Here is an 11,636-nt window from a genome sequence, read left to right as displayed (position 1 = left end):
GAAAGAAAAAGATGGCAGACTCTAGATTTATGATGAATGTAAAAGGCATAGCTAAAAGTTTTATACCTAGAAAAATTTATCAAAATCAATTACAAAATATTTTCAAAGAGCTTTTAAAATCAAAAAATATAGATAATATTATTACTCGCTTAAATTATTACAATTTGCAAAATGATTTTTTTGATATAAAAAATTTTCAAAATTATGAAAAAATAGGAAAATTTCCCTTTAAAAAAACTTCCTATGCTTATGATGCTTATGCAATTAGTAAATATTTTAATGATGATTTTTTATGGATTGAAGGTTTTGGAGATATTAGTTATAATCTTAAATATCCAAGCATAGCTAAATCAAGACCAGTTGAAAATGGCTTTAATAATATCATTTTAAAATTAGACAAAAACAGACATTTTGATTTTATACAAGATAAAAACCAATTTGAAGATAAAAAAGACTTACTCTTTTTTAGAGGTGCAATTTATCAACCTCATCGTATTAAATTTTTTGAAAAATATTTTGATAATCCTCGTTGTGATATTGCTCATGTTGGCGGTAGAAAAATTCAAGCCGAAAAATGGATTAAAAATTTAAATTTTAAAATTAGCAGAGCCTATCAAACCCAGTTTAAATTTTTACTTTCATTGGAAGGTAATGATGTAGCAAGCAACTTAAAGTGGGCGATGAAAACAAATTCTTTAGTTTTAGCCCCAAAAATGCGTTATGAAACTTGGTTTATGGAAGGAAAGTTAGTTCCAAATGAGCATTTTGCTTTGATTGATGATGATTATGAAAATGTAGAAGCTTTGCTTGATTATTATTTAGCTAATCCACATAGAGCAAAAGAAATCATACAAAATGCTCATGCTTATATAGAGCAATTTTTAGATGAAAAGATAGAATTTTATATAGGAATTTTAGTTTTAGCTAAGTATTTTTATTATTCTAATCAGCTTGATTTACCAAAAGATATTATTGATTTATTTGATTAAAAGGAGAGTTTATGCAAGAGATGGAAATAGTATTTTTAAATGATGAATTTATAAAAGCTAGCGAAGCTAAAGTGAGTATTTTTGATAGAGGTTTTATCTTTGGAGATGGAATTTATGAAGTAGTTCCTGTGGTAAATGCAAAAATAGCTGATAAAGAAGAATTTTGGGAGCGTTTTGAGCGTAGTTTAGCCCAAATTGATCTACAAATTCCTTATACAAAAGAAGAATTTGAAAATATTTTAAAACAATTAATCATTAAAAATTCTCTCAAAGAAGGCGGGCTTTATATGCAAATTACTAGAGGGGTTGCTAGTAGAAATTTTGCTCTTTTAAAGGAGTTAAAACCTACTATTATGGCCTTTGCTTTTGAATGCAAGGTGATTGAGCATGAGTTTGCTAAAAATGGGGTGAGTGTTATTTCAACAGCTGATTTAAGGTGGAAAAGAAGGGATATAAAATCAATTTCTTTATTAGCTCAATGTCTTGCAAAAGAAGAAGCTGTTAAAGCTAAGGTTTTTGAAGCTTTTATGGTAGAAAATGCTTTAGTAACGGAAGCTTCTAGTAGTTCAGCTTTTATTATAAAAGATAAAACTTTAATCACTAAGCCATTTTCTAATGAAATCTTACCAGGAATTCGCCGTAAAAATATCTTAAAATTTGCAAAAGAACTTGATCTTAAAGTAGATCAAAGAGCTTTTAGTATGAAAGAAGTGTATGAGGCTGATGAGGTGTTTATTTCTGCGGCTACTTTTTTGATTTTAGGTGTTATAAAAGCAGATAGTAAGGTAATTAATGATGGTAAGGTGGGCTTTTATACCCAAAAACTAAGAGAAAAATATGTAGAAAAAATTCAAAAAGAGGTTTTTTAATCAAAACCCGCATTAGTAAATTCTTTAGGATTATCTAGAGCGTAGCGAAACTTTTCCCAGTCTATTTGTTTATCCCAAATAGCTACGATTAAAGCTGCTACGCTATTACCACATAAATTTCCCACAGCACGAATTTCAGACATAAATTTATCCACGCCCAAAAGTATAGAAATGGCAGCCACAGGTAAAACCTCGCCCAAACTTGCTCCTAAGCCATTGTTAGCTTCTGCAATATGCATATTAGATAAAGCCGCAAGTGTACTTCCTAGTATAATAAAACCTGATCCAGTCACACCAACAGCACCTTTTGAGGCTATCATAAGCACTATTAAAATGCTAATTTCATGAGTTAAAGAAAGTTCTACATTAAAAGCTTGAGCAAGGAAAATTAAACTCATAGCCAAATAAATATTAGTACAATCAAGATTAAAACTATATCCAGTTGGTAATACCAAGCCCACAGTGGCTTTTGAAATTCCTGCTTTTTCAAGTTTTCTCATAAGCGGAGCTAATGCTGATTCGCTAGAACTCGTGGCAAAAACTATTAAAACTTCTCTTGAGATAAAACGCATAAATTTAAAAATATTGACTTTAGCAATAAAACAAATAAGCCCTAAAACTCCAAAGATAAAAAGCAAAGAAGCAAGCAACATAACAATAAGCAAATAACCCAAATTTAATAAAGAATCAAGTCCATATTTTGCCACTAAAAAAGCCATTGCAGAAAAAGCAGCGATGGGAGAAAAATACATAATGATTTCTAAGATTTTAAAAACAAAACTTTGCATAATTTCTAAGGTTTTTTGTATAGCTTTTCTCTCATCAATTCTCATAAGTGAAATAATAAAAGCACAAGCTAGGGCTATAACTAAGATTTGCAAAGTTTTTCCCTCGCTAAAAGCAGCTATGATATCAGTAGGTATAGCGTCTTTTAAAATATGCAAAATTTCATTTTGCGCACTTATTTCTATATTTTTATTAACAAATTGAGCTACACTTTCTTGATCTAGAGTGCTTGGATCAAGGTTCATTCCTTTACCAGGTCCCATAATGTTTGCCATAAAAATGCCAATAGCTAAAGCAAAAGTACTTACTATTTCAAAATAAAGCAAAGCTTTAGCTCCTATGCTTCCAACTTGTTTTAAGCTTTCAAGACTAATAACACCTAAAACAATAGTTAAAAATATAATAGGACCTATGAGAATTTTTAAAGCTTGTATAAAATAATCTACACCGATTTTACTAGCTAATGCAAATTCCTTATCTAATAAGCCAAGGCAAATGCCAGCTATAATTCCTATAATCACCCAAAAACCTAAATTTTTTAACATTTTTTTGAGCTTGCTTGGTTTTTCATGAGTAATAACTAGCATAAAAAACTCCTTGTAATTTTAAAAAACGATACATATTAGCAAAGAAAAACTTATTTTTATTGTTAAAATAAATAAAAAATAAATATAAAAGCTAAAAATAATAATTTTTTATCTTATTTTGTAGATAAAAGTAGCATTTTGTAGTATTTTTGTATGATTTATTATGAAATAAATAATGATAATGTTTATCTAAATTTAAGAAAGCTAGTACTATACTTGTGACTATGATTTTAAAAATGAATATCATTTCGGAGTAAAATAGTGTTTAAAAAAATAAGTTTATTAATGATTTTTTTATTTTGTTCTTTAACACTTGCTAGGGATATTGATTATCAAAAAGAAAGTCAAAATATTAAGCAAATTTTGAATGAAAGCATGGTGTTATATAAAGATAATAAAAATTTAGAAGCTAAGAAAAAAGCTGAAGATGCATATTTTCAGCATTTTGAAACCATGGAAGGCTCTATTGGTCGTAATGTCGGTAGAAAAGTCATTGTGATGGAGCGTAAATTTATTAATTTAAGAAAAATGTATAAAGATAAAGAAGATATTTCTAAGATAGAAGCTTTAATTAGTAGCTTGTATTTTGATTTAGATGAAGTCGTTCCTATATTAGAAAAAGGATTTCAATTAAAAGCTGAGGCTAGTGATATAAATTATGATAAAAAAGCAGCTGAAAGCTCATCTTTAAAAGCAGAAAAAGAGCGTCAAGCGCAAGCTGAAGCTATGTTTGCATCTTTACTTGGAGAGGATGTTAAAGGACAAACATCATCAAATTTGACTCAAAATTCAACTACTCAAGAGCAAAATATCCAAAAAGACGAAACATTATTAGCCTTACAAGAAGCTTCAGCTATGGATGCAAGATTGCAATTTTTAATGGATTCAATGATTTCAAAACTTGATCAAGCAGCATTGGCTTTTGTAAATAAAGATTACCAAAAAGCTAAAGATTTAATCCAATCAGCATTATTCGAAGATTATAGAAATTCAAAGGTAGAAGTTTTAGTAGCAAGATACACAAAAGCGGGTATGGATAAAAAAATTCAAACAAAACTTAGAACTATAATAAGAAAAATCAACAATAACACTTTGGATGAAAAAGCTATAAGAGATGAAATTTCAGACATATCAGATTTATTATATGAAGCATTCCTAGCTTTACCTAAAGAAGAATTAGCTTTACTTCAGGTTAAAGGCTTTGATGAAAGTGTTATGAGTACTAAAAACTATACTAAAGTATATGATGATATAAAAATTGCACTTAATAATATTTTACAAAATTATGATGGTTTTAATTTAAATAGCATAGATGCTTTACAAAATGTTTATTTGGATATTTTTGAAGCAAGTGGTATGGAAAGTAAAATTGGTGCTATTGATAGTGCTTTAAAATTAAAAATAGAAAGTTATTTTTCAAAAGGTGTTGCACTTATTAAAGCAAGTGCTTCTAAAGAAGAATTAAAACAGAATTTTGATGAGCTTGGTGCATTAATTGAAAATTCTTTGGATAAAATTCAAGAATCTTCACCTATGTCTTTATTTATATGGGCTTTGGGTATTATCTTAAGAGAAGGTTTAGAGGCTTTAATCATTGTTGTAGCCATAGTTTCATATTTAGTTCAAAGTGGCAATAAAAAGCGTTTAAGTATAGTATATTCAGCACTTTGGAGTGGAGTATTTTTAAGTTTTGTAACTGCATTTTTTATTTCATGGATTTTTAAAGAACAAGCAGGGCAAAGTAGAGAATTTTTAGAGGGCATTACTATGCTTGTGGCTGTTGCATTACTATTTTATGTCGGTTTTTGGCTTTTATCAAATGCGCAAAATAAAAAATGGGCAAATTATGTAAAAACTCAAGCAGTTGAAGCTATCTCAAATAATTCAGCAAAAACTTTATGGTTTAGTGTGTTTTTAGCTGTATACAGAGAAGGTGCTGAAACTATTCTTTTTTATCAAGCTTTATTATTTGATGCAAAAACAAGCACAGATTATAGTTTTATATTTATAGGATTAGCTAGTGGATTAATTATACTTATAATACTTTATTATTTATTAAAAGCTGGTGCTTTAAAAATACCAGTAAAACAATTTTTCTATATAACTTCATACATTATTTTTTATATGGTCTTTGTCTTTACAGGCAAAGGCATTGGTGAGCTCATAGAAGCCAAGGTTATTACACCAAGCTTACTTCCTTTTGATTTTGAAGGAATTTTATGGCTTGGAATTTATCCTTACTATGAGAGCATTATACCTCAGTTTATGGTTTTAATCTTACTCATTATGGGTATTTTTATAACAAAGCAAATTTCAAATAAAAGGGAAAAAATATGAAAAAAACTTTATTAAGTTTAGGTGCAGCAGCTAGTATTTTAGCTAGTTCAGTTTTTGCAGCAGAGGTGCCAATTGGCGATCCTTATGAATTAAATGGTATGGAAATAGCAGCAGTTTATTTACAGCCAATCGAAATGGAGCCAAGAGGGATTGATCTTGCAGCAAGTTTAGCAGATATTCACCTTGAAGCAGATATTCATGCATTAAAGGGCAATAAAAACGGCTTTCCAGAAGGTTTTTGGATTCCTTATTTAACTATAGCTTATAAGCTAACTAATCTTGACAATGGTAAAGTAAAAACAGGAACTCTTATGCCTATGGTAGCAGATGATGGCCCTCACTATGGTGCAAATTTAAAAATGGATACAGGTATTGGAAATTACGAGTTAGTATTTTTAATAGAAAGCCCAGAAAAACAAGGTTTTGGACGCCATGTTGATAAAGAAACGGGTGTTGGTAAATGGTTTGAGCCATTTTCAGTTAAATACAACTTTAAATACACAGGAAAACCTAAGTGATTTTTTCCCTAGCTTTTTGCTAGGGTTTATTTATAAAATTATTGATTTTATAAATAAATTCTATCAAAGAAGAGCCTATGTCGATTTATTTTGTACATTTTTTTGGAGTATTTTTTTCTTACACACTTTTAAGTGCTTTATTTTTTTATAATCTAAAAAATTCTTTAGTGTTTAAACTTGCTTTTGTGGGTTTTGTTTTTTCTTATTTTGCTTTTTTTATTAGCGCTAAAACACTAAGTTATGATTTGTTGTATTTTTCTAATGATGTTTTATTTGTTTTATTGCTTTTAAGTGTTATCATTTTTTCTTTTATAAAAAATAATTTTTTAAAAGAAAAAATTCAAGTAATATTGCTTTTTTTATTATCTTTTGCTTTTGGTATAAAATATTTACATATTTCTATCGACTTTCCTATATTAAGCACTAATTTTTTAGATTCTTTAGCGATTAGTTCTTTTGGACTTATTTTGTTTGCTTTTGTGATGTGTTTTGGGGTTTATCTTTTTACAAGATGGCTAAGGGAATTTAAATTTAAATTTTTAAATTTATTTTTACTCATTATCGTGATTTTTTATCTAAATGAAGCTTTAGCACAAATTTTATTGCACCTTATGAGAGAAGGTGTGATAGAAACAGAAAGTTTATATTTAAGCTATGTGGCAAAAAGTGTATATTATGCTAAATTTTATACATATATATGGTTTTTATTGCTAGGAATTTGTATAGTTTTAGTTCTAAAGCAAAGAGTGAGTGAAAACAGCAAGAAAAAAGATTTTGATATAGAATTTAGAAAAAATCAAGCAAAAAATTCAACTATAACTAATTTTAGTGCAAGTATTTTTAGTGCTATGATTTTAAGTCTTTGTATTTTTCTCTTTTATGACTTGCATGCTTCAAGACCAATCACCATAGACGAGCCAACCTATGTAGAGCCAAATGAAAATAATGAATTTGTTTTTGATGTGGCAATATTAAGAGATAATAACTTACATCGCTTTGCTTATATTAGCGATGAGGGTAAAGTGGTAAGATTTTTCTTGATTAACAAAAGAGAAGATAAAGACTCTCCAGTAGCAGTTTTTGATGCTTGTAGTATATGTGGAGATATGGGGTATGTTAAAAAAGGTGGAGAGTTAATTTGTATTTCATGTAATGTTAGAATTTTCTTACCAAGTGTAGGTAAGGCAGGTGGGTGTAATCCTATCCCTATGAAATATAAATTTGAAAATGGTAAAGTTATCATACCTTTTTCAGAAATTTTAGATGGGGTAAATTTTTTCACTCAAGTAGTAGAAAAGAAAGTTTATGATCCTATTGATCATACCGAGCTTATTAACTTAAAAGCACCAAGATCTTATGTTTATAAAGGAAGAACATATTTTTTTGCTAATGAAAAAAATTATGAAGAGTTTAAAAACGATCCTTTAAAATACATCGATATGAATAAATCTTCAAAATATAGAATTCATAATTTATTAGGAAATGACTATGCAAGTTAAGATTGTAAAAAACTCTATTTTTCAAAATAAAATCCAAAAATCTCTAGCCTTACTAACGATTTTTTTAGCTACTTTACTTATGGCTACTATGTTAAATCTTACTTTGGGTATAGGTAATGAAATTACAAAAGAATTAAGAAGTTATGGATCAAACATTTTAGTTTTACCTAAAGGTGCAAGTTTGAGTGTAGAAGTGGGTAATAAAATTTATGAGCCTTTGAAAAATCAAAATTTTTTAGAAGAAAACAAGCTCCATACTATAAAAGAAATTTTTTGGAGAAATAATATCAATGCCTTTGCGCCATTTTTAGATACTCAGGTAAAAATTCAAACTCCAAATGCAAATTATGAAAATATCTCTTTAGTGGGAACTTATTTTGATAAGGCTATAAAGATTCAAGATGATGATGATTTTTATGCAGGTATTAAAGAATTGTACAAATATAGTCAAATCAAAGGAAATTACCCAAAAGATGATAGTTTAGATGAGATAATGCTAGGAATAGATTTAGCACAAAAGTACGATTTAAAAATAGATGATGAAATCACCCTTGTGCAAAATGATCAAATTTTTAAAGTAAAAATTGTTGGTATTATGGATTTAACTCAAGCTTTTTCAAATAAAATCATCACTTCTTTGCTTTTGGCACAAAAGCTTTCTAAAAAAGAAGGTTTATTCTCAAAAGCAGAAGTTTCAGCTTTGACTATACCTGAAAATGATTTAGCGCAAAAAGCAAGACGCGATGTAGATAGTCTTGATCAGCTTGAGTATGATCAGTGGTATTGCACTGCTTATGTAAGTTCTATTGCCTATCAAATTGCAGAAGATTTTAAAGGTGCAAGCACAAAAGTAGTGAGTGCGATTTCAGATGCAGAAAGTTTGATAGTATCTAAAATTCAATCTTTAATGGCAGTAGTTAGCATTATATGCTTAATCGTAGCTTCCATAGCCATATCATCTTTAATGAGTGCGGATATTTTTAGAAGAAAAAGTGAAATAGGGCTTTTAAAAGCTTTAGGTGCTAGCACTTTGCAAATTTATATGATTTTTGCGTTAGAAGGGGTTGTGGTAGCTTTAGTTGGGGCTGTTTTGGGCTTTGCTTTTGGTATAGGTATGTCAGAGATTATCGCCTTGAGTATATTTGAACATACCATTGAAATTTCCTGGATTATCCTACCAATTTGTTTATTTTTTGCAGTGCTTATAGTATTTTTAGGATGCTTGTTTTCTATCAAAGGAATTTCTAAACTTTCTACTTCAGAGGTTTTATATGGGAAATAATTTTTTTATGCAAGAGGTTTTTAAATCTCTTATTTTTTCTTATAAAAGAGTTTGTATTATTTTTATAGCTGTGTTTATGGGTGCTATGGTAAGTGCTTCGTTTTTTAATATTTATTTTGATATTGACACAAAATTGTCCAAAGAATTAAAAGCTTATGGAGCTAATTTTATCATCACGCCAAAAGATGATGAGTTTTTAAGCATGGATGAATTTAATCAAGCCAAAGAAAACTTGAAAGCAAAAGCTTTAACCCCATTTTTATATGGTTTTTATAATCTTGAAAGTTCAAGTGCGGTAGTTGTTGGGGTTGATTTTGCAAATTTAAAGCTTACCAAGCCTTTTATGGAGGTTTTAAAAGGAAGCTTTTCTTTGAGTGATTTTAGTGAAGATAGTGCCTTTGTGGGGGCTGATTTAGCTAAACAATTAGAGCTTAAAATAGGACAAGAATTGCAAATTTATAACCCAAGTATATCTAAAATAGTCAAAGTAAAAATCAAAGCTATTTTAAGAAGCAATGATGAGCAAGATGGGGTTTTAATCATTTCTTTAAAAAAAGCTCAAGAGTTAGCAGCTAAAGAAGTGATAAATTATGCTCAAGCTATTTTACTAGGTGATTATGAAAGCTTAGATCAAAAAGCAAAAGAACTTAGCAAGGCTAATGTAGAAGCCAAAGTCATAGCTTCAGTATCCATTAGTGAAGGTGTGATTTTAGAAAAGATCAAGGCTTTGATGGCTTTGATTAGTTTAACTATTTTGCTCATTAGTTCTTTGAGCGTAAATACCACTCTTAGTGCAGTGATTTTTTCAAGAAAAAAAGAAATAGCCTTGCACCTTGCACTAGGAGCTAAGTATAAAGAAGTTATTAAACTTTTTGGAGCTGAAGTGTTTATTTTAAGCTTGAGTGCGAGTTTGCTCGGCGCTTTTTGCGGATATTTTTTAGCAAATATTTTTGGGTATTTGATTTTTAATGCAAGTATAGATTTTAGATTGCTTTCGGTGTTTTTTGCAGTGCTTGTTTCTTTAGTATTTGCATTTTTTGCAAGTATCTTACCGCTAAAAAAAGCTTTAAAAATCAATGTTTGTGAAAATTTAAAGGGTGAGTGATGAAAAATATTATAAAAATTTCAAATTTAAATCGTAATTTTAATGAAGTTAAAGCTTTGCAAAATATCAACCTAGAAGTAAAGCAAGGCGAATGGCTAGCCATTATGGGCCCATCAGGTTCAGGTAAATCAACACTTTTAAATATACTTTCTTTAATGGATACTCAAAGTAGTGGGGAGTATTTTTTAGATGATAAAGAAGTTGGAAATTTAAGTGAAGAAGAAAAAAGCGTAATTAGAAGAGAAAAAATAGGTTTGATTTTTCAACAATTTCATTTAATACCTTATTTAAACGCCTTGGAAAATGTTATGCTAGCTCAGTTTTATCACTCAAGTATAGAACAAAAAGACGCTATAATGGCACTAGAAAAAGTAGGGCTTTCACACAGACTTACGCATTTACCTAGCCAATTAAGTGGCGGGGAGCAACAAAGGCTATGTATAGCAAGAGCTTTAGTGAATGATCCTGAAATTTTATTAGCAGATGAGCCAACTGGAAATTTAGATGAGGCAAATGAAAAAAACATTTTAGAACTTTTTTGTAAATTAAAACAAGATGGCAAAACCATAGTTTTAATCACTCACAATCCAGACTTAGCCACCTTTGCTGATAGAACTATCATTTTAAGCCATGGAGTGATGAAAAGTGAAAATTAAAAGTATAATTTTAGCTTGTTTATGTTTAGTTTTTTTAAGTGCGTGTTTTGAAAACAACAATAAAAATGGCGGCAAAGTAGGCTTAAAAGCACCAGAAATCGCAGCTAAAAATTTAGAAGGTGAGAAAATCAAACTAGCTGATTTTGATAATCTCATTGTTTTAACCTTTGTAGAGCAAGGTTGTGCATCTTGTTTAAAAGACTTACCACTCTTGGAAAAACTAGCTAACGAATACCCTAAAAAAATCACTATTTTAGCACTTGATTCTGTGGATAAGGGGAAAGATTTTGAAGAATTTGCTACAAAATATGATTATAAAAATATTATATTTTTGCAAGATGATTTAGATATATCATGGCAAAGATTTAACATTTTTGCAGTACCAACAACTTTTGTCATTAAAGATGGAGTTGTGCAAGATAAAATTATAGGAGAAAAACCATGGTCACAACTAAAAGCTTCTATTGCTTCTTGGCTTTAATAAGTGTTTTTTTCTTTAGTGCATGCTCAAATAATGAATTTCAAACCTTAAATTCAAGTCAAAACTATACTTTTAAATACGATGGTTTTGAAAAAACCTTAAAAACACAAAATGCAAATCAAGCTTATGCTTTATTTTTTTTCACGCAAGATTGTGGTGCGTGTAATGCACAAATTCCGATGCTAAATGAACTTTATAGAGAAAGAAATTTTCCTATTTTAGCAGTGTTAAATGGAGCTAAGTCAAAAGAAGAAGCTCAAAAAATTCTTTTGGAAAAAAAGTTAGATTTGCCACTTTTATATGAAGCTAAAGCAAGCTCATTTTTGTCTAAGGCTGCGGGTGGAATTTATGGTGTGCCTGTGATAGTTTTTTATGATGAAAAAGGCAAGATAAATGAAAAATTCATCGGACTTACTCCAAAAAGTGTTTTAGAAAATAAGATTAAATTTTTACAGTAATTTTTTTATTAAAAGTATTAATATTGTTGTATTTGCAGTATTTAAGATATTTTTTATCTTAAAATATTT

At 29.1% G+C, this 11,636-nt stretch carries 11 protein-coding genes; 10 read left to right on the top strand and 1 reads right to left on the bottom strand.

The genetic code is table 11. The annotated features are described in order from the left end of the window. Positions 1 to 11: 11 nt before the first annotated feature. Positions 12 to 989 (top strand): glycosyl transferase family 90, encoded by a 978-nt coding sequence (locus L8W57_RS05610; RefSeq protein WP_263660231.1) that lies wholly within the window; start codon positions 12 to 14, stop codon positions 987 to 989. 11 nt (positions 990 to 1,000) lie between these two features. After that, positions 1,001 to 1,858 carry a D-amino acid aminotransferase gene (locus L8W57_RS05605; RefSeq protein ID WP_263662184.1) on the top strand — a complete coding sequence of 286 codons (858 nt, stop codon included), beginning with the start codon at positions 1,001 to 1,003 and terminating at the stop codon, positions 1,856 to 1,858. Here L8W57_RS05605 and L8W57_RS05600 read toward each other — a convergent pair. Beyond that, complete coding sequence (locus L8W57_RS05600; protein ID WP_263662183.1) at positions 1,855 to 3,231, bottom strand: cation:dicarboxylate symporter family transporter; 1,377 nt, start codon at positions 3,229 to 3,231, stop codon at positions 1,855 to 1,857. The genes L8W57_RS05605 and L8W57_RS05600 overlap by 4 nt on opposite strands. 285 nt (positions 3,232 to 3,516) lie before the next feature. Between L8W57_RS05600 and L8W57_RS05595 the strand changes: the two genes are divergently transcribed. The 8 genes from L8W57_RS05595 (at position 3,517) to L8W57_RS05560 (ending at position 11,567) form a co-directional block, all read left to right on the top strand. Beyond that, entirely contained in the window at positions 3,517 to 5,568 is a 2,052-nt protein-coding gene (locus L8W57_RS05595) for an FTR1 family iron permease (protein WP_263661193.1), read from the top strand. Continuing rightward, entirely contained in the window at positions 5,565 to 6,086 is a 522-nt protein-coding gene (locus L8W57_RS05590; protein ID WP_012661874.1) for a ferrirhodotorulic acid transporter, periplasmic binding protein, read from the top strand. Before L8W57_RS05595 ends, L8W57_RS05590 begins: the two co-directional genes overlap by 4 nt. 77 nt (positions 6,087 to 6,163) lie before the next feature. Then, positions 6,164 to 7,585, top strand: coding sequence for a Fe-S-containing protein (locus tag L8W57_RS05585; RefSeq protein ID WP_263662182.1), 1,422 nt, complete (start codon positions 6,164 to 6,166; stop codon positions 7,583 to 7,585). Then, positions 7,575 to 8,867 carry an ABC transporter permease gene (locus tag L8W57_RS05580; RefSeq protein WP_133319910.1) on the top strand — a complete coding sequence of 431 codons (1,293 nt, stop codon included), beginning with the start codon at positions 7,575 to 7,577 and terminating at the stop codon, positions 8,865 to 8,867. Before L8W57_RS05585 ends, L8W57_RS05580 begins: the two co-directional genes overlap by 11 nt. Then, positions 8,857 to 9,972, top strand: a complete 1,116-nt coding sequence (locus L8W57_RS05575) for an ABC transporter permease (protein WP_133319911.1) — start codon at positions 8,857 to 8,859, stop codon at positions 9,970 to 9,972. The genes L8W57_RS05580 and L8W57_RS05575 overlap by 11 nt, the downstream gene beginning before the upstream one ends. Continuing rightward, on the top strand, positions 9,972 to 10,628 hold the full coding sequence (locus L8W57_RS05570; RefSeq protein ID WP_012661870.1) for an ABC transporter ATP-binding protein: 657 nt from the start codon (positions 9,972 to 9,974) through the stop codon (positions 10,626 to 10,628). Before L8W57_RS05575 ends, L8W57_RS05570 begins: the two co-directional genes overlap by 1 nt. Beyond that, positions 10,618 to 11,109 (top strand): TlpA family protein disulfide reductase, encoded by a 492-nt coding sequence (locus tag L8W57_RS05565; RefSeq protein WP_220566705.1) that lies wholly within the window; start codon positions 10,618 to 10,620, stop codon positions 11,107 to 11,109. Before L8W57_RS05570 ends, L8W57_RS05565 begins: the two co-directional genes overlap by 11 nt. Beyond that, a complete protein-coding gene (locus tag L8W57_RS05560; RefSeq protein WP_263662181.1) occupies positions 11,070 to 11,567 on the top strand; it encodes a TlpA family protein disulfide reductase in 498 nt (165 codons plus the stop codon). Before L8W57_RS05565 ends, L8W57_RS05560 begins: the two co-directional genes overlap by 40 nt. The last annotated feature ends 69 nt before the right edge of the window (positions 11,568 to 11,636 follow it).

The sequence above is a fragment of the Campylobacter sp. IFREMER_LSEM_CL1890 genome (assembly GCF_025772045.1).
In the GTDB taxonomy this organism is placed as follows: Bacteria; Campylobacterota; Campylobacteria; order Campylobacterales; family Campylobacteraceae; genus Campylobacter_D; species Campylobacter_D lari_D.
The sequence above is the reverse complement of the archived record's forward strand: the minus strand, read 5'-3'. Positions and strand labels throughout refer to the sequence as shown.

What these genes read in the sequence shown, in the direction of transcription:
- L8W57_RS05595 (WP_263661193.1), top strand. Translation starts at nt 3,517, where the DNA reads ATGATTTTTTTATTTTGTTCTTTAACACTTGCTAGGGATATTGATTAT.
- L8W57_RS05585 (WP_263662182.1), top strand. Translation starts at nt 6,164, where the DNA reads ATGTCGATTTATTTTGTACATTTTTTTGGAGTATTTTTTTCTTACACA.
- L8W57_RS05570 (WP_012661870.1), top strand. Translation starts at nt 9,972, where the DNA reads ATGAAAAATATTATAAAAATTTCAAATTTAAATCGTAATTTTAATGAA.
- L8W57_RS05580 (WP_133319910.1), top strand. Translation starts at nt 7,575, where the DNA reads ATGCAAGTTAAGATTGTAAAAAACTCTATTTTTCAAAATAAAATCCAA.
- L8W57_RS05610 (WP_263660231.1), top strand. Translation starts at nt 12, where the DNA reads ATGGCAGACTCTAGATTTATGATGAATGTAAAAGGCATAGCTAAAAGT.
- L8W57_RS05600 (WP_263662183.1), bottom strand. Translation starts at nt 3,231, where the DNA reads ATGCTAGTTATTACTCATGAAAAACCAAGCAAGCTCAAAAAAATGTTA.
- L8W57_RS05605 (WP_263662184.1), top strand. Translation starts at nt 1,001, where the DNA reads ATGCAAGAGATGGAAATAGTATTTTTAAATGATGAATTTATAAAAGCT.
- L8W57_RS05560 (WP_263662181.1), top strand. Translation starts at nt 11,070, where the DNA reads ATGGTCACAACTAAAAGCTTCTATTGCTTCTTGGCTTTAATAAGTGTT.
- L8W57_RS05590 (WP_012661874.1), top strand. Translation starts at nt 5,565, where the DNA reads ATGAAAAAAACTTTATTAAGTTTAGGTGCAGCAGCTAGTATTTTAGCT.
- L8W57_RS05575 (WP_133319911.1), top strand. Translation starts at nt 8,857, where the DNA reads ATGGGAAATAATTTTTTTATGCAAGAGGTTTTTAAATCTCTTATTTTT.